Annotated in this window: 21 protein-coding genes and 1 pseudogene (1 of these 22 only partly in view); 3 read left to right on the forward strand and 19 right to left on the reverse strand. The window is 52.7% G+C overall.

Annotated elements, in window-relative coordinates; genetic code table 11:
* From GZH47_RS11095 to GZH47_RS11135, 9 genes and pseudogenes are all read right to left on the reverse strand, one after another.
* Positions 1-1,204 carry the 5' portion of a nicotinate phosphoribosyltransferase gene (locus GZH47_RS11095; protein ID WP_162640144.1) on the reverse strand. Its footprint begins 239 nt before the window's first position, so the window shows 1,204 of its 1,443 coding nt (coding positions 1-1,204); its start codon is at positions 1,202-1,204; its stop codon lies off the left edge, out of view.
* Between the two features lie 15 nt (positions 1,205-1,219).
* Positions 1,220-1,777: a cysteine hydrolase family protein gene (locus GZH47_RS11100; RefSeq protein WP_162640145.1), complete on the reverse strand. Its 558-nt coding sequence runs from the start codon at positions 1,775-1,777 to the stop codon at positions 1,220-1,222.
* Positions 1,778-1,798: 21 nt separating this feature from the next.
* A complete protein-coding gene (locus GZH47_RS11105) occupies positions 1,799-2,572 on the reverse strand; it encodes an NUDIX hydrolase (protein ID WP_162640146.1) in 774 nt (257 codons plus the stop codon).
* A gap of 366 nt (positions 2,573-2,938) precedes the next feature.
* Positions 2,939-3,061: pseudogene (locus GZH47_RS34605) on the reverse strand (DUF3934 domain-containing protein); the annotation flags it as partial.
* Positions 3,062-3,067: 6 nt separating this feature from the next.
* Positions 3,068-3,529, reverse strand: a complete 462-nt coding sequence (locus tag GZH47_RS11115) for a HEAT repeat domain-containing protein (RefSeq protein WP_225446442.1) — start codon at positions 3,527-3,529, stop codon at positions 3,068-3,070.
* Between the two features lie 125 nt (positions 3,530-3,654).
* Complete coding sequence (locus GZH47_RS11120) at positions 3,655-4,635, reverse strand: DUF4838 domain-containing protein (protein ID WP_162640148.1); 981 nt, start codon at positions 4,633-4,635, stop codon at positions 3,655-3,657.
* 20 nt (positions 4,636-4,655) lie between these two features.
* On the reverse strand, positions 4,656-5,771 hold the full coding sequence (locus GZH47_RS11125) for a GNAT family N-acetyltransferase (RefSeq protein ID WP_225446443.1): 1,116 nt from the start codon (positions 5,769-5,771) through the stop codon (positions 4,656-4,658).
* Positions 5,772-5,972: 201 nt separating this feature from the next.
* Positions 5,973-6,386, reverse strand: coding sequence for a VOC family protein (locus GZH47_RS11130; protein WP_162640150.1), 414 nt, complete (start codon positions 6,384-6,386; stop codon positions 5,973-5,975).
* 85 nt (positions 6,387-6,471) lie between these two features.
* The gene (locus GZH47_RS11135) at positions 6,472-7,140 is read right to left on the reverse strand and encodes an RNA polymerase sigma factor (RefSeq protein ID WP_162640151.1); all 669 of its coding nucleotides are present in this window, start codon (positions 7,138-7,140) and stop codon (positions 6,472-6,474) included.
* A 96-nt stretch (positions 7,141-7,236) separates the two neighbouring features.
* On the opposite strand from GZH47_RS11135, the gene GZH47_RS11140 reads away from it, so the two are divergent.
* Positions 7,237-7,929, forward strand: coding sequence for a Dph6-related ATP pyrophosphatase (locus GZH47_RS11140; RefSeq protein ID WP_162640152.1), 693 nt, complete (start codon positions 7,237-7,239; stop codon positions 7,927-7,929).
* Between the two features lie 113 nt (positions 7,930-8,042).
* Here the strand turns inward: GZH47_RS11140 and GZH47_RS11145 are convergent, their stop codons facing one another.
* Together GZH47_RS11145 and GZH47_RS11150 are read right to left on the reverse strand one after the other, a co-directional pair.
* On the reverse strand, positions 8,043-9,098 hold the full coding sequence (locus GZH47_RS11145; RefSeq protein WP_162640153.1) for a hypothetical protein: 1,056 nt from the start codon (positions 9,096-9,098) through the stop codon (positions 8,043-8,045).
* A gap of 144 nt (positions 9,099-9,242) precedes the next feature.
* Complete coding sequence (locus GZH47_RS11150) at positions 9,243-13,061, reverse strand: glycosyl hydrolase (RefSeq protein ID WP_162640154.1); 3,819 nt, start codon at positions 13,059-13,061, stop codon at positions 9,243-9,245.
* A 236-nt stretch (positions 13,062-13,297) separates the two neighbouring features.
* Between GZH47_RS11150 and GZH47_RS11155 the strand changes: the two genes are divergently transcribed.
* Entirely contained in the window at positions 13,298-14,800 is a 1,503-nt protein-coding gene (locus GZH47_RS11155; protein ID WP_162640155.1) for a hypothetical protein, read from the forward strand.
* 162 nt (positions 14,801-14,962) lie between these two features.
* Here GZH47_RS11155 and GZH47_RS11160 read toward each other — a convergent pair whose 3' ends face one another.
* The 6 genes from GZH47_RS11160 to GZH47_RS11185 all read right to left on the reverse strand — a co-directional run bounded on the left by GZH47_RS11160 (position 14,963) and on the right by GZH47_RS11185 (position 21,588).
* Positions 14,963-16,204: an RNA polymerase sigma factor gene (locus GZH47_RS11160; RefSeq protein ID WP_162640156.1), complete on the reverse strand. Its 1,242-nt coding sequence runs from the start codon at positions 16,202-16,204 to the stop codon at positions 14,963-14,965.
* A 7-nt stretch (positions 16,205-16,211) separates the two neighbouring features.
* Complete coding sequence (locus GZH47_RS11165; RefSeq protein WP_162640157.1) at positions 16,212-16,559, reverse strand: YciI family protein; 348 nt, start codon at positions 16,557-16,559, stop codon at positions 16,212-16,214.
* 353 nt (positions 16,560-16,912) lie between these two features.
* Complete coding sequence (locus GZH47_RS11170; RefSeq protein ID WP_162640158.1) at positions 16,913-17,488, reverse strand: hypothetical protein; 576 nt, start codon at positions 17,486-17,488, stop codon at positions 16,913-16,915.
* Between the two features lie 197 nt (positions 17,489-17,685).
* Positions 17,686-19,236 carry an ABC-F family ATP-binding cassette domain-containing protein gene (locus GZH47_RS11175; RefSeq protein WP_162640159.1) on the reverse strand — a complete coding sequence of 517 codons (1,551 nt, stop codon included), beginning with the start codon at positions 19,234-19,236 and terminating at the stop codon, positions 17,686-17,688.
* Positions 19,237-19,553: 317 nt separating this feature from the next.
* A complete protein-coding gene (locus GZH47_RS11180; RefSeq protein WP_162645185.1) occupies positions 19,554-20,177 on the reverse strand; it encodes a flavin reductase family protein in 624 nt (207 codons plus the stop codon).
* Positions 20,178-20,439: 262 nt separating this feature from the next.
* Entirely contained in the window at positions 20,440-21,588 is a 1,149-nt protein-coding gene (locus GZH47_RS11185; protein WP_162640160.1) for an enolase C-terminal domain-like protein, read from the reverse strand.
* Between the two features lie 264 nt (positions 21,589-21,852).
* Between GZH47_RS11185 and GZH47_RS11190 the strand changes: the two genes are divergently transcribed.
* A complete protein-coding gene (locus tag GZH47_RS11190) occupies positions 21,853-23,100 on the forward strand; it encodes a DUF5050 domain-containing protein (protein WP_162640161.1) in 1,248 nt (415 codons plus the stop codon).
* Between the two features lie 1,165 nt (positions 23,101-24,265).
* Here GZH47_RS11190 and GZH47_RS11195 read toward each other — a convergent pair.
* Positions 24,266-25,750 (reverse strand): P-loop ATPase, Sll1717 family, encoded by a 1,485-nt coding sequence (locus GZH47_RS11195; protein WP_162640162.1) that lies wholly within the window; start codon positions 25,748-25,750, stop codon positions 24,266-24,268.
* A gap of 450 nt (positions 25,751-26,200) precedes the next feature.
* Positions 26,201-26,551: a hypothetical protein gene (locus tag GZH47_RS11200; RefSeq protein ID WP_162640163.1), complete on the reverse strand. Its 351-nt coding sequence runs from the start codon at positions 26,549-26,551 to the stop codon at positions 26,201-26,203.
* Positions 26,552-26,713 lie beyond the last annotated feature (162 nt).

A 26,713-nucleotide genomic window follows, 5' to 3' on the forward strand; every position in this document is an offset into this window, starting at 1 on the left:
AATGATGCACCGGATCGAACAGCCGCAGCGGCTCCTCGGTGTTCAGCGGGCCTTCCTCGACGAGAGTCAAATAGTCGCCTTCCGCAATACCGGTTTCACGGTTGATGATGCGGTACACGTCTTTGCGCCCGGGCGTCGTCACCTTCTCGGGATTGCCTGAAATCTTGATGACGGGAACCATCTCGCCATCCTTTTCCCGCGCGACCAGTTTGTAGACCCCGCCAAGCGATGGTTGATCGCCCGAGGTAATGAGCTGCGTGCCCACGCCCCAAACGTCGATCTTGGCTCCTTGCCCCTTTAAGCTGAAAATCAGCGACTCATCCAAGTCGTTCGAAGCGACGATGCCGACATAATGCAGTCCCGCTTCGTCCAGCATGCGCCGCGCTTCCTGCGACAAATACGCCAAGTCTCCGCTGTCGAGGCGGATTCCGTTCATTCGTTTGCCCTGCTTCTCCAGCATCTTCCCGATCCGGATCGCGTTCGGCACGCCGCTCCGCAAGGTGTCGTACGTATCCACGAGCAAAGTGACTTGGTCCGGCAGCACCTCCGCGTATTTGCGGAATGCCTCCTCCTCCGTGTCATGCCCCTGCACCCAAGCGTGGGCGTGCGTTCCTTTGGTCGGAATGCCGAACAGCATGCCTGCCCGCAGGTTCGACGTGGCATGGAATCCGGCGATATACGCCGCCCTTGCTCCCCATACGGAAGCGTCGGCTTCCTGGGCTCTTCGGGTGCCGAATTCCAGCAGGCCGTCATCGCCGGCCACCTGCTTGATCCGCGATGCTTTCGTGGCGATCAGCGTTTGGAAGTTCACGAAGTTGAGGATGGCCGTCTCGATCAGCTGCGCCTCGAAAATCCGCGCCGTAATGCGCAGAAGAGGTTCGTTCGCGAACACGATCGTTCCTTCCGGTACGGCGTCCAGCTGTCCCGTGAATCGGTACTCCCGCAGCTCCTCCAGGAATTCTTCCTTATAGCCTTCTTCCTGCTCGCGGAGAAAAGCGATTTCCTCGTCGCCGAACCGGATGTTTCGAATATAATCGACGACCCGCTCCAACCCGGCGAAGACCGCGTATCCGTTGCCGAACGGCAGTTTGCGGAAGAATACTTCGAATATCGCCTGATCGTTATGCGATCCTTGCACCCAGTGGGCGTACATCATGTTGATTTGATATTTATCGGTGTGAAGCGTCATGTTCTCGTAATTCATCTCGATCCACTCTCCTTAAACTGTAATTCGCTGTCCATCTCTATAAATCGCGGCGCCGAGCGTCCGCTCGAAATGCGTCAGCGCCCAGTCATGTCCTTGTTCATTGAAGCTCGCGACCGCATCTGCATGGATGACGATGCGAAAGCCTTTATTGTAGGCGTCCACTGCCGTGTGCAGGACGCAAATATCCGTGCAGACGCCGACGAGGTGCAGTTCCTGAATATCTCTCATGCGCAGCTGCAATTCCAGATCGGTTCCGCAAAAAGCGCTGTAGCGCGTTTTGTCCATCCAATAGATGCGTTCCCGGTTCGCTTCATAGACATCCTTCAGCCGTCCGTACAAATCACGGCCGTCCGTACCCTCGATGTTATGCGGCGGAAACAGCCTATGCTCGGGATGCAGCTCATCCTGCTCCCGATGCAGGTCGACGGCCATCACGGTAAAATCCCCCTGCCCCGCAAACTGCGCCGTCAATTCCGCGATACGTTGCTCAATATCGATTGCCGGCTGGCCGCAAGGCAGCTTGCCGACGACGAAGTCAACTGTATAATCGATGACGATGAGTGCTTTCATTGCATTTCCCCTTTTCTCCAATTAGCTGTAAATCGAAAGCTGCGGCACGTAGTCCGTGAACCGGTACAGCTGCGCCGCGCGTTGGGAATGGCGATTGGACTGCTTGAGCTCGCCTTTACGGTCGCGTACTTCTTCGATAATGCCTTTGCGGCTCTGGGTAGACGTGATTTTGCGAATAAAGTTCTTCTCTTCGAAATCCGGTACGACCGCCTCGATAACCTGATAGAGTTCGCCGATCGTGAACTCCTCCGGAAGGAATGACTTGGCGATCGTCGTCGTGAGCATCTTGATGCGAATTTGCTGCAGCGCGTCCTCCAATATCTCGCGGTGGTCGAAGGCAAGATTCATCGCCAGCGCTTCCTGCACCGGGAACAACCGGACATCGGCAGCATCGTCCGCCGCACGCCGGTTCGCCAGCGCATGTTCGTGAACGAGCGCGAAGAACGCATGCGAAATCATCCAACCGCGGGGGTCGCGGCCCGGCTTGCTGTAGACGCCGAAATATTCGATGTGCACGTCGGCGACGCCCGTTTCTTCGTGCAGTTCGCGCAGCGCGCTGTCCAGCAAGGTTTCCGTTTCCTTGGAGAAGCCGCCCGGGAGCGCCCAGTGTCCTTGATAAGGCCAGCCTTTGCGCTGGATAAGCAGCACCTCGAGCTGTCGTACGGGCAGCGACTTCTTCGCCGTGTTCCGCTCCGTTGAGGTGATGGTGAAGATGACGATATCCGCGGGCGCTCCGTCCGGCGTCCGGTATCGGCTTGCGGAATAATTCGCGGCTTCTTCGATCGGTTCGTTCATATGCGGGATCACCTGCTTCGTTTTCTTATATTGTCATTTTGACATAATTAAAACGAAAGTCAATAGGCAAAGGAGAAAAAGCTGTCGCCGGCGCCAATATGCAGAGAGCTTCGCGTCCGGATTGCCGCCGCTAAGCCCGTTTCGCTTCTCGGCATTCCAGGCCTGGCATTCATGCGCGCGTGCAATAAAAAAACCTCTTCCGCGCATACGCCATGTCTATCAGCGTTCACGGAAAGAGGAAATTTATGCAGCCATGCCCTATTTAGCGGACGGGGATTTCGCAGCCGGACGGGAAGAAGCTCCGGAACCGGTCCCTTTGCCCGCCGCGGCGCCAGGCGTTCCAGAAGCAGCGCCGCCTTCGGCCGGCTTCTTGGTGCCTTTGCTCTTGTACGGTTTCGGTGCGTTCTTGATGCGTTTCTCTGTTGCCTGCCAGCGGTTCCAGCCCTTCTTATCCGTGCCGCGGCCTGTACCGCCCTTGCTCTTGGCCATGCTCGTCTACCTTCCGGACAAGGAAGACCATGTGCTTTCGAGCCATTCGTCGAAGCCTTCTCCCTTGTCGCCTTCGTAAATATCGTACACGTCCGTCCGCATATGCTTCAGCTTCTCTTTGAACGCCTCGTACGAGTGGCCGGCAGGCAGGCTCTTCTTGATGCGCAGCAAGATCTTGCCCGTGCCCTTGACCAGCTCGATCGTCTTCTTCAGCGGACGCTCGGCTTCCACGCCCAGCTCCGTCAATGCGCTATGCGCAGCCAACTGCACTTGATGGACGGTATCGTTCTTGACGATGCGCGTCAATAGATCGACAGCAGGCTGGCCGCCCAGCTCTCTCAGCGCTTCCACGGCTTTCAGCCGCTCGCGCCAATTCGACGTACGGCTCACGGCTCTCTTCAATTCTTCCATGCCCGGCGCGGCGCTTATTTGTTCTTCGATTTGGTCCTCTGTATGTTCCACTTTCATCAATCTCCCTTAGCTATGGATCGGCTGTCCGAGCAGCGGCGCCCCAGCGACGCCGTCCCCGCGTATCAATTGCCAGCCACTACCACGCTACCCTTAAATAGACGTAAAGTCAATGCCGCCCCTGCTTATCCCTCGATTGCGCGAGCATAAGCGATGATCGGCGGCTCTCCGAAAGCCTGACCGTAGTCCTCTCCCAGCCATACGCCGAAGCTGGTCTGCCGATTGAACCCCAAGCTCCGATAATACTCCGCATCCCGGCGAATAACCTCTTCGTAGAAAGGCAGCGGGCTCAGCGGTTTCTGCCATTTCAAAAACCGGGAATTGTCCATCCAGTATTCCAGGATTTGAGCGCCTTCTTGTCCGAACAGTCGCAGCAGGCCAGGCAGGTGCTCGAGCTCCTTGTAGTTCTCCGGGCAATCCGGATCGTTGATCGGCCGGGCCGAATCGCGATAGATGGGGGCGTATTCCAGAAAGATGCCAGGATCTGGCTTCACTTTATCAGGTGCCTGAATGGTATCCTGGTAAGCCAGATAACAGTGCTCGGCCTCTAGATCGAATCGCCGTATCCCACGCAAGATATGATTATAGAAAATCATCGCCTGGTCGGAGGCGGACAATACCCGGCAATTCCCGCAATGGCAAGCGCTGCCGGTCACGTCGTCGATCCAAAAATAATATCGCCCCGTCGGCGAAGGCAATGCGCGGGCTAGCTCTTCCGACCGCGTCTCCAAGAAAAGGAGCGCCTCCGGGCTGGACGCGCATAAGTTGAAGTCCGCATTCCGGTTGCCTGACTCATCCATTCGGAACCAGTCGGGATGCTCGGAGAATAGGGCTCGCGGAACGAGCCATGACATGGCGTGGGCCTCGAACTCGATAGCTACGTTCAGCTCTTTCATCCGCTGCGCGAATTCCGCAAATTGCGGCGTCTTCACGAAATCCAGCATTTTCTCGAGTTCCTCGAGCGCTCCCGCTCCCCAGCCCGGATGGATGCCCACCAGATTAAGGCCCGAACGCGCGATCAGATCCGCCCAATAGAGGCCAGCCTCCTCAGGCAAAATGAGTATGCCGCGTTTCTCTTCCATAGTTGCCTTCGTAGTCGTATTCATAGCTGTCTCCTCCCGTTCTGTCAAAACTTATCGGCCATGTACCAGAAGATCGGGAGCGGAAACCATCCGGCCGGGACGCGGGCTTCCATAAAACGGCCGTGCGGCGTGAGCAGAAGCTTCTGGGCCTGCTGCTTGGTAAACTCGCCAGCGCCAGGCAGCGCCGATCGTTCGACCGTTACGCCGTTCTCATCCACGCGGGCAGTTACGGGCTGGCCATCCAATATGGCGGAGAATTGACCGTACGCAAGTCCGATCGTCCGATGCTTCAGCGTCAGATAGGCTTCAAGCACTCGCGCAAAATCGAAAATATGGTACATGTCGGACGTCTCGATCGCGTAATTTTCCGCAAAACGGCTCAAGCTCGCATTCAGCTCCGTCTCGTATTCCGGCGCGAGAACCGACAGCCAGTCCGTGCCCGCATGCGCCAAATATGCTTTCATCGCCCGCGGAATGTCGTCTGCATTCTCCATCGCGAATTCGGTGATTTCTTTGCCTGTCTTGCCGACAACCAGATAGCCGATCAGTCTGCCCTCGTCCAGAACCCCGAGCGGACGCTGCTCTAGACCGGTTAAGACGAACGGCATCTGCTGCTCGTCGCGTTGCACGAACGACGGCCGGGCATCGTTCAGCTTGCCCGCGAAGGCTGCGGCGCCTTCGATCTCGAACAGCGGGCGGATGGACAGCCCGTCGATGCTCACGTCGTTCAACGCATGGCGGGCATTGTCTTGCCCAACCGTATATTTGATTCTCACTCCTCCGAGCGTGAAGTCGAAATATTCGTATCGTTGACGCTGACCGTATAACACGAGCATATCGTACGATTGCGGCGCTTCTTCGAGCCACTTGTTCATCAGTACCTTCATATGTCCTTCTCCGCGGGCCCTCGGATGCACCGACACAATGCCCAAGTATCCTGCTCGCAGCGGAAAGCCGCCGACGTTCATCGGTTCCGGATAAACGGCCACTTGCGCTCGCAGCCGTCCCTGCTCGTCCGCAGCGACCATATGCATCGCCGACGGGTCCATGTCCTTGCCGTACACTTTCGGAATCACGGATTCGAAATCGATTTTAAAAGCGTAGTTGGCTAAATCGATATAAGCCTCGCGCTCGTCCGGTCTTGCCTTTCTGTATTCCATCACGATGATAGCCCCTTTGTGTACAGTAATTAGAAAATAGCATTCATGAATGCTGGCGGAATTCTTGAAACTGCTTACATTATACAAAAAACAAAGACCTCATTGTTACAGATGAATGCGCACACCGCGCTATCACTAAGAAGGGCCGGGATATCATCGCAATGGCGGCGATCCCGGCCCTTCTTTACTCCTTGCTTCATACTATCTGTGCACCTGGACAGCTTGCGCTTGGTTAATTGGAATGACCTCGATAATATTGATCGGATGACCATCGGGATCATAGACATCGAACATAATATGATGGTTCCATGGCGAGGACCATTCCTCGACCGGCCTTAACTTATAGCCGCTCAGTTCCAAATCCCTATATATCTCCCGTACATTCGTCGCATTCAGATTGTAGCTATGATATTCCAGCACCTGAACCTTGTCGGATTCCACTAACGTCATGAGCGGAAATCCGTCATGGTCCGGTAACAGGTAGAACGTCGCCGCACGCCCTGGGTCCCAGTCCTCAATTCCGCGGAATCGCAAACCTAAAGCAGAATAGAACGGAATCGAATTCTCTAAGTTGCTCACACGAATAAAAATCGCACCTAATGAATGAACTCCCATTTTTGCTGCCTCCATTTTAATAAATAATAGACTACGCATAATGAACGACAATCAGGATCGAAACCAAACATCCCTTCAAAAAAAATTATTCGGTAATCATGAACCGGTTGCCGTCCGGGTCTTCCAAATAGAAAGCAAGTTTGCCATTCGACCATAGCAGCCGGCTTATACGTACTCGCTGCCTCGCAAGTCCGATATAGGCCCGGCAAATCGACCTCGGGTCTCGCCTTCGAAAAGCATCTACCAGCTTGTCGAAATCATGCGGTCCCCATTGCGCGGACTGACGGCGCGCTTCTCCTAACCCCTCTTCCGCCTTGGACCGATCGGCAAGTTTACGCAGCCTGAGCCTTGCACGGCCAAGCGCAACTTGGATCGCCTCTTCGGTGGAAGACAGAAAGGCCGCCGTCTCCCTTGCCGTGAAATCAAACACATCCCTCAGCAGCAAAATGACCAAAGAACGAGGGGACAGGCGCTCTGCCAGCACTTCCAGCAATTCTCTCGTCGATAGCTCCCCATCCTGCACGGCCACATCGAGGACAGCATCGCCGAACAGCGCTTGGCGGCCTTTTCTCCGTTTCCATTTATCTTTCCACGCATTACTAACCACGCGAAATAAGTAAGCCTTTGAAATCGACAATTGAGGATTAAGCTCTAGCGCGCGATGAACTTTGAGCAGCGCATCCTGCGATAAATCTTCCGCCTCCCACGGGTCGTTCGTCATTCGCAAGCTGTAGCGGTAAATTAAAACTTTCATACGCTGTATATCCGTCCTGGATTCCGACTGACTCGCCTCCGTTTCAGTGATTCGTGTTACAATTCACAGAGCAGCTTAACAAAGGAGCACGATAGAATGAACGAAACTATAAATTGGAAAACCGGCGCTCACGGGCATCCGTTTATCGCCTCCTTCAGCGGGGGGAAGGACAGCACCCTGGCGCTGTACAAGTCCATGCAGGTCGGAGAGGCGATCGGGATCATCGTCATGCTGGAGGAAGAAGGGAAACGTTCCCGCTCCCACGGCATGCCTCCCGAGCTCATTCGCGCTCAGGCCGAAGCGATCGGCTTGCCCGTTTATATGGCGTCTGCAAGCTGGGAGGACTATGAACGCGAATTCATGGTCTTATTGGAACAAGCGAAGCAACGCGGCGCAGAAGCGTTGGTTACCGGAGACTTGGATATGCCTGTCGAAGATTGCTGGCATGACAAGGTTACCCGGAACGCAGGCCTGAAGCTTGGCATGCCGCTGTGGGAAATGGATCATTTTGAAGTTGTCGCGGCGTTTATCGATCTGGGATTCGAATCCGTTCTGGTCACGGTGAATCTATCGTTGGGGATGCGGGAAGAGGATCTGGGACGAACGTTAACGCACGACTACGTGAAGGAACTGCAAGCCCGCGGTATTGACCCTTGCGGAGAAGGCGGCGAGTTCCACACCACTGTCATCGACGGCCCCCTCTTCAAGCATCGCATTCCCGTTCGTCATGGCGGCATCGTCAGGAATGGGGAGTATGCCTTCTTACCCTTGGAGCTGGCGCTTCCTTAAGAGCGTTAACGCAGAACTAGAGGTAGCCGGCAGGTAGCCGATGCCGCAATCGCGACTCGTAAAGGCCAGAAACCATAGAAGCCGAGGAAGTCTGGCCTTGCTTCTCTTGCAGCTTACAGCGTCTCGTAAATTCCCATCATCGTTACGGTTGCCTTCGCCTCCAATGCCATGATTCCCCTTAGAATTTCCGCGCATCGTTCATGCTGCGTAAGCTCATGCTCGCGCGGTTCCGAATACGGATACATGCCTTTCAAAATTTGATACTCGGAAGCCATTTCAGAATAAATAAGCATGAGTTCGTCCACCAGCGCCGGGTTCACCTGCTTTAAGACTCCGCGTAGTTCAGCGAGAAAAGCAACCGCGTGATTCCTGGCTTCGGTCAAGATTTCAACGAACAGGCTGAACATGTACTTGTCCAACGTACGGTTTTCCACAGCCGTTAACCAATGCTCGTAAGCCTTGGAACCAACCAAATAGGTTCGCCCCGACCACTGAAACGCGGCTTTCTCGTTCAACCGAATGACAAACTCGAGCGCTTCTTTGAAAGAAGCTTCTTCATCGGCAGCCTGGATCGGATTCGTCCAATGCAGCGAAATTAACCCGGCGGATGAGTCCGTTACCTCTTCCGTTGCCGAGGATTGCCGATCAAGCACGCAATGGATACAAGGGCACCGGCTTAAGCCCAATAAGTTCCAAGGAATTACCTCTTCGCTGTGTTCATACCCCGTATGCCACGTGTACGTGTAGTAACCGGTATCATCGATCGCATGGATGACCGACGTTTGATTGCGGATATCGATATTCTTGGCAAAAACCGGCCGGCTTGCGTACATCGCTTGTTTCGCTTTCTCCCATGCCTCCGCTTGTAAACGAGCGAAGGTCTCACCTTCCGCGTAAACGTGAATCCCCTGAATGTCCAAGCCGATATTGCGGGCAAGCCGGAAAACCTCCGGCTCCAATGGTCCCCCATTCGGTTCCGCCATGTTCTCGTCCAGCACATGCAAGAAGGCAAGCCCTGTCATGCCGTATATCCAAGCTGCGGTTAACGGCATTCGATAATAGTCCGCTGCAGATTTCATGGCCCCGACCAGCGACGCATCCAGCCCGCTGAATCTATACTGCCCCAGCTTCACAAGCTCTGTCGGCTGCATGATCTTATCCTCCTTCATACGTGCACCTCCGGGAATATTGTATTGGATAATTCACCCAATGGATGGGAAATCCCTGTTCGCGCCAGCTGAATGTTGGTTTCTGAACAGAAAAAACAGAGCAGCAGCGGCGATTAATCCGCTGCTAGGCTCTGTTTGTGAAAATCATTCTTGTTCTTCATATCCTTCACGAGGGTCTATGGCGTACACGCAGCTTATGGATACCGGTCCCGTCAAGCCCGACGCATCCTGACCCGGGTAGGCATACATCGTCGGCGTATGCGCGAGCCAATGGTTGGCGGCCGTGTTCGCGACCTCGATCTCAAGCTGGACAACGCCGCCTTGCTGCAGCGCTTCGGTCAAGTCGACCGTCCACGGCGGCGCTATCGCGGCCCCTGCGAAGGCGCCGTTCACGAATACCTGCGCGCACGCGCTGACGTCGCCGAGCGAAAGCATTGACGAGACGAGTCTGCCCGGAGGCAGCTCGATTCTGCGCGAATAACGAATGGCGCCGGAGTATGCGGCCAGGCCCCACTCGCGCCAGTCGGCCAGCTCCGCGAATCCCGGCTCGCAGACGAACTTGACCGGCTCGGGCAGCGCCATCCCGCCAGCGTAGCCGGGCGGGTGAGGGATGCGCAGCGCGGCGACCGTTACGCGCGGCGACGATACAGCCAGCGACGCTTCGAACAGCGTCGCCCCTTCCGCGGTCTCGCCTACGGCAGCAGCGGCGCAGCTTTCGCCGCCGATCCACGCTTCCGCCTCGCGCGCGAACGCGGCGAACCGCAGCGACCGGATGCCCGGCGGCACGGCGAATCGGTACAGTCCCGCCGAGTTGCCGGCATCGCGTCCGAGCGAATCGCTGCGGTGCCAATTCTTCGAGCCCGACCACCGAAGCGGCTTTGCGCCTGCTCTTGCTTCTGCTTCTGCTTCTGCTGCTGCTGCTGCGGCTGCTGCTTCTACTTCTGCGCCCGCGTCGTGTTCGGCGATGACGGCATAAGCACGCAGCCTCTCGTTCGCCGGATATTGCAGCTCCAGCACGAGCCGGTTACGCCCGGGCCGCAGCCGAACCTCGTATTCGCCGCTGGCTTCGGCGACGAGAACGCCGTTCAGCCAGGCGCGCACCGGGAGCAATCGCGGCCGCGCGGGGAAGAAATCTTCATAAACCATCGCTTCGAGATAGAGTATCCGAACCGCGTCTTCGTCCGCGAGGACATCCGTCCATGCGATCCTTCCGGAGCGCGGCACGATGTCGGAAGCCGGCTGGTCGATGCCCGGCCCGTGCGGGTCGAGAACACGACCTGTTCCAACGTAACCGAAGTCGAGGAACGTGTCGAAGGCGCGCTTTTTCAACCCGAAAGGCCCTGCTCCCAGATACATCTGCATCGGATCGCGTTCGATTCCCCATTCGCGAGAGAACGCATGCGCAGACAGCGTATAGCCGCGCGCCGATGCCCATTCTGCGATCGGCTCCGCATTGCCGGGAGCCGCATCTCCGGCGACGTTCAGCAGCGAGCGCGCTTCGTTCGCGGACGACTCGTCGCCGGGCGCGAAATCGCCGACCGAACGGAATGCCGGGCCATACGAAGCGCCGTGCTTCACCCAATCGGCGTCGTCGTAATCCGGCAGCATCCAGCCTTGTTCCGCCTCATGCTCCGGACGCCACACGAACGACGCTGCCTCGCCTCCGATTAACTCGCCGCTTGCAGGCAGCCGAAAATCGCCATACCGATTGTCCAGCAGCGGAACGAGCCGGACTTCCCATTCGCCGCCGAGCGGCAGCTTCACCGTGCTGAGCTGCGACTCATGGCCCGCCGCACTGCATCGTTCCGGCGTTATCGCGTCGACGCTCGCAATGGATGTGCTTCGTTCATCGCTATCGCCGTCACTCGCAATATCGAACACGACGAGCTGCGCTTCGCGCGGCGCGAACCGCAGCCGCGCCTTCGTTCCGTCCGCCGTTCCGACCGCATCGGAAAGCGCAGAGACCTCGCCGGTCCAGGCATCCCAGACGCTGCCCGCTCCGGCTGCCGGAAACGTGCAGCCCGCGTCCAGCGTTTCGTCCGTCGCGTTGTAGAGATAGAAAATCCGCCGCGCGCCCACTCGCCGCTCCACGCTTAGCAGCCCGGGACGGTCTGCCCGGAACGCGGCTGTCGCATGGCGTTCGGCGATCTCGCGCACGCGATCATACCCGCTCTGCACGAAGTACCCATGGCACTCGGCGCTGCTCGTTGCTGCACCTTCGCCGCCCGATGCCGCATCGCCGCCGAAAATCCGCGCGAGCGCGGACGTCAGCGCCGGATCGGCGCTCCCGCCGCGATCCGTCGCTTCGGGCAGCCGCCCGTACGCGATCACGATGCCGCCGCTTTCGCGGAACGCTGCGAGCTTCTCGAGCGTCTCCTGCCGCATCGCCCCGATCGACGGCAGCACCAGTATGCGATAGCTCGCCCCCGCGACAAGCAGCCTACCGTCCGCAACGGAGGCCGACGCGAGCGAAGTCTCGTCCGCGAAATCCAGATTGAGTCCACCGTAGAACAGCTTCTCGGCCAAACCGTAGCAATCGCTTTCCGCCTTTTCCTGGCCGATGCCGGCCTGCACCGACGAAATCGGCATCATGACCGCAATTTCGCAGCGATGCTCGCCTTGGCTGAGCATGTAACACATGCGCGCGACGTAGCGGTTGAACCGCGTCATATGCGCCCAGTACGGCTGGCGGAAGTGCGGATCCGGCGGCGCCCACTCGAACCATCCGCCGTACGTGGAATAGTACAGCCCGTGCGCGTTGTACAACGTTGCGCCGAACGCGAAATTCTCGTTCAGCCATGACGTCATCTCCGCCGGCGTCATGCCCCAGCCCGCGCTGTGGAACGCTTCGACCCATACGCGCGAACGCCCGTTCAAATGCGCGACCGAGCTCGCCAGCTTCCCGTCCTTGAAATTGCGCTGCCTTCCCGCTCCGCCGAAATCGTCGTACCCCGGCGCGCTATACCAGCGCATCGTCCGAAAATAATCCCCGTACATCTTCGTCGTCCCGATAATCGATTGCCGTCCCCACTGGTCATGGCCGTACAGCGTGCCGCGCGCCGCATGCCATTCGTAGATCGGCTTGTAATAGCACGCCTCCATCAGGCCGATCGCGACATCGTAATAGTCGAGGCGGACTCGCGCCGTCTCCTCGCCGACGTCCAGCCACAGCGCCGGCAGCGCGCCGATTAGCCCATAACCGGTCTGCTCGCGGAACGCTTCCTCGAACTTGTCGTTCCAATAAGGCATCTCGCCCCCGAAGCTCAATTCATCCTGAAAAAAATAATCGAGTGTTCCCCCGAGCCTTGCGCCGCTCTCCGGGCGGTCGAATACCGCATACAGCGTGCCAATGATCGCTTCCGTCGCTTGCCGATTCATCGGATCGAAGCGGATCCGCTCGGCCCGTACCGTCAGCACCGTCCACTCGTCAGCCTCGGGCCGCCAAGTCCCCTGTTCGGGGGATAGCATAACCGCGTCTGCCAGCCGGTATGGCCCGCTTACGCCAGGCCAGGCGTAAGCCGCGATAATCCGCTGCGTGTCCGTCATGGCTTCGAACGATACCGGATCGGCCGGATGAGCCGTCGCGACCGTCGCCGTCAGCTTCCATCCCCGAAATTCGGGATTCGCCTCCGCCAATCGTTCCTGCGCTTGATCAATCCATACATAGTCGCAGAAGCCGAGCGTCATCCCGCGTTCCGCGCACTGCGCGGCGGTCCAGTCCCAGATCTCCAGCCACTCGGGCGTGAACGCCGTTGGCGACGCCTCGATCAACCCATCGTCTCCCGTCTTGGCGTAACACACGCAGACATGCATCATCTCCGCCTCCGCAAGCCGATCGAGCTGCCAAGCGAGCCTTTCCCGATCGAGCGCCTCTCCGTTCCACCACCACAACGCCACTGGGCCGTAAGCCGCCGGTGCCTCTCCAAACGTCTCGAACATCGCATCCTGCACTGCCGTTTTCATGACACCCCTCCGTTCTTTGTCCCTATTATAGTTGGAAGGGGATTCAGTAGAAATATCACTTTCTTGTGATCGTTGTTATTTCTTGCTCTCTTGCAGGACTTTCGGCTTGCAATCCTTGAGAGATTTTAGGATATTATGTAAATAAGGCATCTTAAATTGTCGTAAGACGCGGCGTGTCATCTGATAACAATGGAGTGATTGTCATTTATTCGTATAGACGAGTCCTTGTCCTAGTCATGATTCTAGCTCTCCTTATTCCCACGGAGATTCACACGGCTTCCGCTGCTGCTTCGAGCAGTATCGTATACGTCGATCTTCAGAAATGGAACCACCCCACGAAGAACGTATTGTTGAAAAACGGGATCAAACTGAACCAATTAAAGCTGGTAGGCGGCACGTACCCCGTATATGCCGTGACCATGCCGAAGAACTCCACTCTGCAGAATGCAAAGGGACTGGAATCCTTCCTTCAAGACATGGCCAAAGCAAACGGCTACTGGTCGCTCGAGCTCACGGACGGCAAAATGGACATGAAGGTGACCGCGGATCCGAAAGCGCGCAAGGTGACGAAACTCGCGTATACCGGCATGGCCGATTACTTGTCCGGCAGCCTGGCCCTGAAGACGCTCACGTATTCCCAGGCCGGCTTGCACCCGGTTCCGTATGCGGATTGGTCCAAACATGCGATCAACGCGCGTATTCAGCAAGTGGCGCTGAACCCTGGCGCCTATCGCGACTCCGATTGGAAGAACGGGCTGGAGCTGACGAATTGGTACGCATCGCCGGGCATTATCGTGTCCAACCGGTTCAAGGGAGAGATCGTCGATCATCTTCGGATCGGTTCGCCGCTGTCCGAGGTGAATGCCGTGCTCGGCGCCCCGGGTTATTCGAAGGGTCAAGACCGCTTCTATAAGACAAAAACATTCTATGTCGGTTTGCGAGGCACTTCGAAGATCGAGGAGGCCTTCGTGATCCGCAAGCCTGCGCAGCGCCCTGGCTCGACGCTGTTGAAGGAATTGCTAATCGCACTGGACAAGGGCAACGGCGTCTGGGACGCCATAGATAGCAGCAAGGCGCTCCAATCGTTCTTCGAAATCGATCATGGCTTCATTCATGGCGGCGGGTCTTATGCATCTGCCAACGCAGGAATATGGGTCAATGAGTTCGATGACGATAATTACGTCGAAGTGTACAACAATTATGAAGGGTTGTTGTACGCTCCGATCGGCCAATCGAATTTCCCCGTTACCTTCACGGATCAGGATGAAGTCATCAGCCATGCCCGCGTTGCCCTGGATAACAATGCCGACCAGAATCGGCGATTCGCTACGGAGGCGCTCGCTTCCCCGGGGGGCACGTATCGCCTGTTATATGATTGGATCACTTCGGACAGCCAGTATTTCACGCTTCGCTCGAGCGATCACAGCCGTCGGGATCGGATCATTGGCGGGGCGTTTTACGACTACTTTTGGCTGACGGATCAATATTTCATCGCTTCGTATGCTTATGGGGCGGAGCTTGATTTATTCAATGCGGCTGCGGCCGATCCCGGCGGCGGACGCATCAATATTTTGCCGAAAATCCAAGGGCTGCCCAAGCTGGACAAGGACAGCTCCGATCTTCGGATTGCCCCGATCAATACCAAGTCCTTCAAGCTCACGATCGAGGATCGGTCCTATGTGGTGTCGTACTCGACCGGTGCAAACGGCACGCTTATCATGAGCGCGAAATTGCAGTAATCCGTCATTCGGGATGCGGGATGCGGGATGCGATACTGCGGAATGCACCGCGTTATTCGGAAGAAGCTCCATTTACGCATAGCCGCATACCAAAGGCCGGGATTGCGCACTACCATGCGGTAGTGGCATTCCCGGCCTTTGTTCGTCACTCGACCTTGTCGCTTATGTTCGTGTTCGCGTGCTCTGTTCAATCTCCATTGCGCGCTGGCGCAAGAATCGCCTGACGGAACGATCTTCGCAAAGCCCGATTGCGAGGCTGTACGCTGTGCGCGCTTCCCCGAAGTTCTCCAGTTTCCGGTGCACATGCGCAGCGAGCGCCCAATAAGGCTGGTAACTGCCGATTTTCGCATGGGGAATCGCTTCTAGAAGGGTTAGCCCTTCCCTCGGACCGTACGCCTCCGCAACAGCGGCCGCTCTTCCCACAAGAATGCCAAGCGTCGGACTCAGCCGGCTTAGTCCTTCATATAACAAGGCGATCTCCTGCCATTCCGTGCGTCCCGTCCGCGCCCGCTGCGCGTGAACCGACTGGATTGCCGCCATCAGCTGAAATCGCCCGATCCGGTTCGCTCGCGCGGCTGCATGCAGACAACGCTCCGCCTCCGCGATCAGGGAGGAGGACCAGCGCGAAGTATCCTGCTCGCTAAGCGGAACGTAGCTCCCGGCGTCATCGCGGCGGGCTTGCTGGCGCGCCTCGCAATGCAGCATGAGCGCAAGAAGTCCCAGCGCCTCGGACTCATCAGGCATATGCGCGGAGAGAAGCCTTCCCAGATAAATCGCCTCGTCCACTAACCCCCTGCGCCGCGGGTCTACTCCCCCAAGATCCTCCCAGCCACTGCCATAAGCCGCATAAACCGACTCCAGTACGGCGTCCAAGCGTTCAGGCAATTCTTCAACATCGGGCATGGAGAACGTCAGGCGGTCGCTTCGCATCTTGGCTTTGGCGCGCGTCAACCGCTGACCCATCGTGGAGGGCTTCACCACGAAGGCGGAAGCGATGCGGGATGCATCGATACCTAGTACAGTCTGCAGCATCAGAGGCGTGTGCATCGACGGATCGATTTCAGGATGGGTGCACAAGAACAACATCTTCAACCGTTCGTCGGGGAAAGACGCAAAATCCATATGCTGCACGTTCTCCGACATGGCGAGCAGCGCCGCGAAGGCCTTCTCGGAAATGCGGTCACGGCGAGTACGATCGATAAGCCTCCGCTTAGCTACCTTTAACAGCCATGCCTCCGGTTTGTCTGGAATACCCGACTTCGGCCACGATTCCAGAGCGGAGACGAGCGCGTCCGCAAGCGCATCTTCAACCGCATCTAGATTGCGCCAGTCAGCGGAGAGAAAGGAGATGATCCGTCCATAAGAATCGCGAACGGTATGCTCGACAACGCGATACGTATTCATCTCCTGCCTACTTCATGGCCGGGAGATTTTGCCTGACCTCAACGGCGTTTACTGGAGCTCGGGCCGCCCATTCCAGCGCGGTATCCAAATCCGGTACGTCGATGACGAATATGCCGCCGAGCTGCTCTTTCGTTTCGGTAAAAGGTCCATCCTGTACATGCATCGTGCCGTCGCTCCGCTTTACGGTCGCAGCCGTCTCGGGCGCATGAAGGCCGAATCCGGTGACCGCAACCCCGGAATCGCGCAAGGCATGAACGTAATGCGACCAGCCTGCCCGATATTCCTCCTGTTTCTCCGGATTTTGCCGAGCGGCGAAATCCTCCGTGCTTTCAAATAACATCAGCGTAAAATGCATGCTCAAGCTCCTCTCATCGATTGCATACTTATTGGATTTACGTACTTGTGTCGATTTCAAAAGGCGGATTTCTACATGGCAGGTGAAATTTTTTTGTATGAGCTAATCATATCATTGAGGTACCGTTGCCTTCTCGATTATTTCCCGCGATTGAGTGCCAAACCAAAAAACAGAGAAGGCGATGTCGCATCACCGTGCTCTGTTCTCGACTTCACTTCAGTTGTTGCTCCAACTACCGTTTGCCCGAGGATTCATTCGCACGCTCGTCTCGGATCGTTTCATTAATAACGAAATCAGGGACATCTCCGGCTCGGACTGCAAAGAGGTATCGCGTAGAACAGGCCAGAAAGCTCTTACGTTAAATTAAGTTCAACAATAAGATCCTCAATCTCATCTTGTATCGTTTTCTCGAATAAATGACCGCCGCCTTCTAACAAGATCGTCTCAGGACTAAAGCATTCAAAAGGAAATTCATCAAAATGATACGGTCCATCATCGTAACTTTGCTTGTCAGCATTATTTCTAATCGACTGCAGTTCATGTAATAACGCAGGTGAATCTTGAGCTTCCAAGAAAAGCGCGTACTTATCCATAATATAATGTTTTCGCTTGTCATCATTTAGTCTGTACGCTTCTAAACCCAACTTATAAATGTTTTCTGTAACCGTATTTCCATCAAAAATATGCGATAACAACTTTTGGTTTAGAATTGCAAGGCAATTCGAAACCAGCACCGGGCTTTTCCAAGCGGGCTGCGTATAACCCTTTCTGTACCATTTGATTACTTCCCCATTTAACAAGTAGGCTTCATAAAGATTTATACTGCCTTCTCTTATTGCATGTACGATAAATGTGGATAATCTGTTAGCTACGATCATGGGATTATTCTGTTGTTTTATAGATTGAATAATTTCACTTTTATTTGTCAAAATGATCTCTCCCGTCGTGAAATTCCTTCCTCACCGTCAGCGTAAGCGACGGCAACCGGCATATCATTGTTACTATATCACGACCGCCATCCACATTCTGTAAAAAACCCGTTTCTATTACTTGCGCACACAAAAAACAGAGCAGTGGCAATAAAATCACCACGCTCTGTATCTGACACTGAATCTATCCAGTTCCTCTAGCCCTGCATCGACCAGGCTTCGACATCCCACGTTTTCGTTACCCAATCCTCATAGAAATCAGGCTCGTGGGAGACGAGAACGACGGTACCTTTATAAGCTTGCAGCGCACGCTTCAATTCGGCTTTGGCGACGATGTCCAAATGGTTCGTCGGCTCATCGAACAAAATCCAGTTGCTTTCTCGCATCATCAGCTTGCAAAGACGAACCTTCGCCTGCTCGCCCCCGCTGAGCTGATTCAGAGGGCGCGTAATATGCTCGTTCTTCAGACCGCAGCGGGCCAGCGCGGCCCGGACTTCATGCTGGTTCATCGAGGAGAATTCATCCCATACGTCCTCCAGCGGAGTCATCGTCGGCGCTTTGGATTCCTGTTCGAAGTAAGCGGGAGATAAATAATCGCCGAGATAGGTCTTGCCGTCCAGCGGAGGAATAACGCCCAGAATAGACTTCAGGAGCGTGGATTTACCGACGCCGTTGCAGCCTACGATGGCAATCTTATCGCCCCGTTCGATCACCATATCCATCTTCGGCAGAAGCGGCTTGCTGTAGCCGATGACCATTCCCACGGCTTCGAATACGGTCCTGCCGCTTGTACGGGACTCTTTGAAGTTAAAGGTCGGCTTGGCCGCTTCCTCCGGCTTGTCGATGCGATCGATCCGGTCGAGCTGCTTCTCGCGGCTCTTGGCGCGTCCCGAGGTGGAAGCACGCGCTTTATTCTTATTAATGAATTCTTCTTGCTTCTTGATATAATCCTTCTGCTTCTCGTAGGCGTCGATATGCTGCGCTTTGTTCAGCTCGGACATCTCCAGAAACTTCTCGTAATTGGCCGAATATCGGGTCAGTTTCGTAAATTCAAGGTGATAGATGACGTCGACGACCTGGTTCATAAAACCCGTTTCATGAGAAATCAGAATCAGCGCGTGCGGATAATTCCGCAAATAATTCGTCAGCCAGTTAATATGCTCTTCATCCAGGTAGTTGGTCGGCTCATCCAGCAGCAGAACGCCCGGCTTCTCAAGCAGCAGCTTGGCGAGCAGCACCTTCGTCCGCTGTCCGCCGCTTAGCGCCGTGACTTCGCGGTCAAGCCCGATTACGTTAAGGCCTAAGCCATTGGCCATCTCATCGACCTTCACATCGATCAAATAGAAATCGCCGATTTCAAGCTCCTCTTGAATCTCTCCCATGCGCTCCAGAAGCTGTTCCAACGTATCCGGGTCGGCTTCGCCCATTTGCCCGGCAATCTCATTAAGCTCTTCTTCCAATACAAGCAAGGGCAGGAACGCATCCTTCAACACGTCCCGGATCGTTTTGCCTGCCTCAAGCTTCGTATGCTGGTCCAAGTAGCCGTAACGAACGCGGGGCGTCCATTCCATCTTGCCTTCGTCCTTCAACAGCTTGCCTGTCAAAATATTCATCAGCGTGGATTTTCCCGTGCCATTCGCGCCTACCAGCCCGACACGTTCCCCTTCCAGCAAACGGAAAGACACATTCTTAAACAATACCCGGTCGCCAAACGTATGCGATAATTGCTCCACTGTCAACAAACTCATTGTTCTATATCTCCATTCATATATGCACCTGATTTATAATCTACAAGTCTCTCGATTGATCCGAATCATTGTATCACAAATACGTTCGCTCCGTGTTAACCATCGCCTGCCATGGATGCGTACAATATCTTGATTCGTTATATAATTCCACTGCGGGTATGAACGTGCGTTAGTCCCGACACCGCGTTGTTGGTGGTTTTAGCGTACGACGGCGGTTTTAAACATAGAAAAAAAACACCGCCAAGGGCGTATGAGCCGCGTGGCGATGTTTTCGTTAATGAGTTCCAATCACTCCAGGTTTCGTTCGGAAGAGTCGTCTATTGCGTCACATCTGGCCCAAATACCGCGGACAATCGAGATCTAGACAGCTGTTCGCTTAGGCCGAAATATTCACAGAAGTTCATAATCATTGGATTCCATTTGGACGGATCAATGTAATTTGGATGATCTTTCATGGTCAATTCCTGATCCACATGAATTTTCTCGATGTGGACCTCCAATGCAATCAGGGAACTCGGCTCTTCGAACGGATGTACCTTTATGAGCTTTGCCTCTAAGTGAACGGGACATTCTTGTACGCGAGGCGCTTTGACATCTCGAGACGGTAAGGGAGTCAGTTTTGACTTGCCAAATTTGTTCGGTTCAAATTGATAACCTCTTGCTTTCTTTGATTCAGGAACCGGGTCTCGTCCGGTTATCAGCGTGAGACTTTCAATAGCAGAAATCAGGTCGATGGACGGCAAGTTCAGCACACATTCTCCCTCTCTCATTATGTTCAAAGCGGTCTGCGATTTACTGCTTAATCCGAGCATGCAAGACCGATTCAGCCACCAAGCTGACGACATTGGCGCCAAATTAGGGGTTCCATCTACATTCATCGTGCTGATCAGCACAATGGACGAGCCGAAATACAAAATTTTAGGTTCGATTTCCACATGTATTATCATGCGTCTGGCTCCTTCCAGAGGATTATTGTAACCCTAAGTTATCACAACCCTTTAAGCGTTCATACGATTATGGAATGAGACAGCAAGAGTACGAAACAAAGTCCGCTCCTTCGGCGAATCGGCCTATATTTATATACACTCGTGTTGACTTCGGAGCATAAAAAACACCGCCAAGGGCGTATGAGCCGCGTGGCGATGTTTTCGTTAATGAGTTCGAGCGTTTATTCATATACCTGTCATTCGACCGGCCACAGCTTTAGCCGCGGCTCCAGCCGTTAGCCCGAACTTGGCTGGCGAATAGCTCCTCGTCAAAATCCAAACCGAAGCCAGCCTTATTCGGAATGTGGAGCATACCGTTCTCCACGCGATAAGCGGACGTATCCATGCCGACAATGGAGATCTCATCGTATTCGACGAACTCGAGGTTCTGAATCGCCGCTGCGATATGTCCCGTTGCGTAGATGCCATATGCATTGCCGTAGCAGTGCGGGGCAGAACGCAGACCCCACTGGTCGAGCTTGGCGCCAAGCTCCAGCCAATGCGTGAAGCCCGGATAGATGATGTCGTACTGCAGCACGTCAACCAAGCCATTTCTCGCCCAGTCCACGAGATGAGGAGACGCAAGTCCCTCTCCATCCGCGATAAGCACCTGCTGGCCGCGCGCTTGAAGCCACGACTTCAGATCGGCATACAAGGCATCGTCTTCGTGGAAAGCTTCCTCGATCCAGTGGAGATTCACATCCTCAACGGCAGCAAGCACTTCCTTGGTCAGATTCAGATTGTACGCATTGTTCGCATCAATCATAATCTTCCCCTCTGGCCCTGCAACCTCAGCGACACCATGGATAATTGCGATATCCCGTTTCGTTCCTTCCCATAGGGGCATATGCCGGCCTCCGCGGCCGACCTTGATTTTGAAATTCCGATGCCCCTTGGCAAATCCCTGCTCGGCTTCTTCCTTCATCAAGGCTACCGCGTCCAACTCATACTGCAAATGCAGATCATCGAAATAAAGCGAAGTGTCATAGCAAGGTACGACCAACGGGGAATCCGAAGCTCGATCAGCGATTAAGTTGTATACGGGCGTGTTCCGTCTGCGTCCCAGCCAGTCCAGAATCGGATACTCCAGCGGAATGCGATAAGGCTCCAGCAGCCTGCCTTGCTCGTCAAACAGATCGATCAGTCTCATGCCGATTACCCGCTCCGCCAATTCCTCCGTCAACTGGCCGGAGTTGCCAAAGCCCGTCTCCCCGTCAATCGTAATTCGAGCGATCCGAACCGAACAGTTCTTGCCATGATCGCCTATTCTGCCGTTTGAACCCGCGCTTCTAGCACGCTCGCCTGTAAGAGTTGCAATCTCGATCTTTTCTACTTTCCATTCGGGATGAAGATTGGATAAGTCCATCGACATACACTCCCATCAAAATAATTCCAATCACATCCAATATATTATTATATATTTAATATGTCTATATATAATATATCTTTTGTATCAGGCGCATAAAAAACAGAGCTGCAGCATACCTGCCATGCTTCTGCCGCAATAGCCTTTGAATCGAACTCATAGACAAAATAGATGCTTCTTCATATTTTCCTTTTCTCACCGTCAAAATATTGGTAAATTGAACAAAGGTCTTATCGATACACTACTAAAGAAAAGGGGAACTATATGACCGCATTTAACAATAAGAGCCGGGACAACCATCCTAAGTCAGCTGTGTCCGTCATCTTAAAAAGCGTTATTGCTCTTTCTATTGTCTTCTCGAGTTGCATATCCACAGTTCATGCATCCCAATTGCAGTATTCGTCTTCAACAATGAACGAACTGTCAGATACATTATCAAGCATGCCTCAGCAAACATTGTATGGCGTATCCAATGAGGGATGGATTTATTATTTTAATAATCCCGGCGGTTATATGAACGATACACGGGACATACGCAAGATAAAGTATGACGGAAGCGAAGATAGTGATGGCAATAATGATGAACTGATCAATTTCTCTACTCCGGGAAGTAAAGTTGGATATGAATTTTACCATGTTCAATCCAAAGATACCCTATTGAAAAAAATTCGAGACGAAAATGCGGATATCCTAAGAATCATTGATGGCTGGGTATTCTACATCACATGGGATAAGAAGCAAATTCTCAGAGGAAAGCTGGACGGTTCAGAGAAAAATATAATCGTCAGCGCTAGTAGTAACATTCATTTCGAGTCATTGACGGTTTATAAAGACTACCTTTACTTTACAAAGCCTAATGATGATGGAGGAAGCTCCTTGTACCGCTCGCGTCTGGACGGGAAAGGCTTAACTTTGCTCAGCAACGAATACTTGTTCCCCATTCAATTAAAACGAAATAATCTATTAGTGGATCAACTTTATTATTATGATTACAACAAAGGCAGCGAAGACGCGATCAGCATTGTGAACGATGTCATTTATTTTGTCAGCGAACATGGCATTACCCGTATGAATACGGACGGCAAGAATCAGAAATTGTTGACCAAAGAGAAGTATGGAAGAATGTATCTAGATGGCGACTCTATTTACTATTCCACGTGGTGGCAATTGCCTAATGAAAAAGGTACCTATGCCGCGAATGGCCCGATATATCGAGTCAAGCTTACAGGAGGAACACCGCAAAAGCTTACACAAGGCTATAGCAGTATCATCGCTGTCGATCAAGGATGGATATACGCGGAAGAAGGCAGCTTCACCGAGCCAGGAACATTAATTCGGTTCAAGCCTGCCAATCCTTCCAAAAGAGAAGTAGTCATCCCATATAAAAAAGAAACCTACTATTTACTCAATCAGGTTATCGGAGACTGGTTCGTCTATTCCGAGTATAAAAATGATATTGAGGTTCAGCGCAAAGTCAAATTCGATGGAAGTATGTCCACTGTTCTGAAGTGATCAGGAGTCGGGCTCGACTATGGCTAGGTATCCCGTATTCTTTCAATCGGTTTTGATTTTGGGACAGGGCCGGGGGTCCAATAGGCAATGGCGAGGCGACTCGGATTTAGTTCGTCGAGAATGTATTCCCGAGACGCGTTGAGAACATGCGAGCGTACGCTCGGTTTTACCCGCCATGAAAGTATTCTCAAGAGTCTCGTATTGACTAAGTGTTGAATTCGGACACAAAAACAGAGTTACGGCATCCATGTCGTGCTCTATTTTTTTAACTTACATACTGCTATCCGCCTATTGAGATGGCAAATCATTTTGCCGTGATGCGACTTACTCAGACCATTTCATCTCCTTCATTGAAATTGCCGAGTCCCGCAGCATCTCAACAGGCAAATAACGAAACTCGTCCGTATCAAAGTCATACTCCTCGACCAGCCAGGACTCTGCTCATAGGTTAAGCGCAAGTGCTTATCTCTAGCAGCAAGCGAAATCAGCTGGTTCAGCTCCGAAGGCGCCACATCGTCGAGCTCCAAAAGATTCGGATTAACAGGATTCGTATTTTCAAAAAGCAAGATTTTATTCAGCTCGATCAGCTCGTCTTGCTGGGTGTGCGATGCGACGCGATGCAAGGCTTGGCGCGGCTTCGGCGTGATGGGCGAGTTCGAAGTGGAAGGCGCGGTCGTCCTCGTCTGACTTACCGTGCTTTTGGCGAAGTCTTGGCCCGTATCATTGACTATGCTTACATTGGCGGTCCGAATGCGACTTATCGCACAGATAACGGCGAAGGCACGTTCTACGGCGAATTTTGGGTGCCTGTGGTTAAAAAATAATCGAGTCGATTTCAAGACAACGAATAGCCAAATGGTCGCTCCGGTCGGAGCGGTTGAGGGCGTTATTAATGTTTCGGGACATTCCCAGCATCCATGCCGGACGTTGGGCATTCACGAGCCGATTGGTGACTCATGTGTTGACTCCATGTTGACTCCAGAGTATAAAAAAACATCGCCAAGGTTTCAAACCGCATAGCGATGTATTCATTGATTACAGACTGCTATTCGTTTTTTGTCCTTACTCCTCGACCACAGCCTCTGGATTCTTCCCATAAGTAATCCAATCACTCGAGCTAGAGAATATATTGAGGAATTTCTCAAACTTAATACCAAGTCTCCTCTCAAGCATTTCCCTGCACCATATTAAGTGCACTTCGATATAGAAAGGGGACCCAATAAGTATTCCTTACAGTTTTTTTGAAAAAACCTATCTCAACTAATTTTGTAGCAATTTTATATGAATCTTCTTGATTTACTTCCCACAAAACAGACAAGGAATCTATAGTTTGTTCAGTTTTTGCTCGATTTAATTTTTCTAGATACTGCTTATGTTGAGGATACTCAGCATAAAGAGTCTGCTCCAACCGAACCTTGGATACAGGGTTCAGCGCTTCTTTTAATGAGGCACCATCAAATAGTAAGCTACCTCCTGGCTCTTTCCCCCCAATTTCTAGTTTTTTCAACTGAACCTCTCTTACAGAAGAAAGCAAGTGAATTAGTTCTCTAGGTGCAGTCGCGATATCTTCATTACCGTCACGTGTCCGACTCAGAAGCCAATCGAAGGTGTTTGGTTTATTACGACCTGTATCGACTTGGGCTGGGAAAATCCTATATAGAGTTTCCTGCTGTAAGTTAATATCCCCCATAATCTTCTCGATATCAATTCCAAGATACTCAACAACAGCATCATTTTTTAACAATCGTTTCATTATAAGATTCAGTAGTGATTGAGGATTCCATGAAATCGTTAAACTTCTTGTAATATGACTGCTTTCGCGGAAACCCTCATCAACCACTCTCTTCCAAATGTCACTTCTTAGGAATATTTTTAATGAAATATTTTCAAGATCATTCATATCAAGGTATACCTTAAATAAAGCCCTTAACGCATTTTTCTCTAATTCTGCTGAATCAGCAAACGCCACATCTAACCTATCAATTAATATCCAAATTCTAGAATCACTTGTTTTAATAATTTTATTAGCAAGCTCCAGCAAATGGTCAATTGATGCTAAACCCTGTGATGTCAGATCATGACTAGGTTCTTTTAGAGTTATTTTCCCATTTACTCCAGCAGGCATTCCAGTATTAGGATCAAACTGTAATCCACCTTCAAAGGATTCAGCCTTTACAATTTTTTTTGCATAATCAAATGCTGCTTTTATTATGCCTCTTAAGTTGAGTTCTCTCGGTAACAATCGTGCTTCTTCTAGAAAATCAACAAGTCTATTTGAGTCTTCCGATTTTATGTTTTTTACTTGAAAACCAATTAATGAAAGAAAATAAAGCTTCCAAAGTGTAATAAATTCGGCCTCACTTGTTGGTGGCTCATTAACTATATCTTTAAATGCTGGTGTACCTCTTGGCTTCTCAGCTACAATAACATTAATCCTTTTATCCATTAACTCTGAACTTTTATTTTGGAGCAGTGAATATATAGCACTTTTTCCTGTACCTTTTAGCCCATACACAATATCAATTTCACCAGAAAATATTCTCTTCCAGTGGTCAGTCTCAACAAAGTAATTGGCCAATTCCTGGCTCTCATCTTCTGCTATTCTATGGCCGAAAGAAATAGATTGAAGGATCTCTCGTTTTGATGGCATTATTATCCTCCACAACCGGAAAATTTTTACTTTAATTATAGCTTTACTCTTGGTTTTCGAAAAGCTTTAATTTTACTCCCTCTACCAAGAACGTTGACCTTATGTTGATAATATCTGTTCATGGATCTCATTATTGATCTTCACTTTCATGGCCGGGAATGCAGCCCGCAATATTGGACGTTCCCGCCCTTTGTCTGCTTGTACTGAAATCTTGTGTTATTCGAACGGGGCTGGTTAAAGCAGCTCTTTATGCACTTCAGGGATTACTGGTTGACTTTACGTTGATTTCGACAAATAAAAAATACAGAGCAACGGCGTCCCTCTCACCGTGCTCTGTATTCAGTATCACATACTAATATATACTTAACTGCCATTATTCCTCACATGATGGAATCGGATTCCTCTCATACGTAATCAATCACTCCAGCTACCCTCGTACCGTCACGCGCCTTACAACGGAATCCGATACGAGGAACGCTCCTCAATAATATGCTCGCCCTGGTTGTATACCCATTTGAAAGCAAATGTCTCGCCCGCGTAGCCCGTACGGCTGCGCAGATCCGGGAGCACGACGGCTTCGAAGTTGTCCAGCAGCTTCTGCTGGATGTCGTTCAGCCGCTCCTCGTTGGCTTCGCGCTGACGCAGCGCTTCTTCCTTGGATGGCGCCGTCTGCAGGAAATACGCGAGCGCCACTTGGTCCGGGGTCAGGTCGTTCGGCAGCGGATGGCCGGAGCCTTTGAAAATCTCCTTCACCGTGTCCAGCCAATCTTCATATAGATGCATCGTAATCTCATGGTTCATTAGTAGTCCGGCTCCTTCGTTTGCTTGTTACCGTCCATTGTAGGGGGAAGCGGCGCAAGCTGCAAGTGGAGAGCCGTCACATTAAAAAACTCCTGTCCGTTTCGAATATCGAAACAGACAGGAGTCGCTTTGCGCTAGCACGCAGGCTACAGCTGCACGCGA

Source organism: Paenibacillus rhizovicinus (assembly GCF_010365285.1).
GTDB classification, from domain to species: Bacteria; Bacillota; Bacilli; order Paenibacillales; family Paenibacillaceae; genus Paenibacillus_Z; species Paenibacillus_Z rhizovicinus.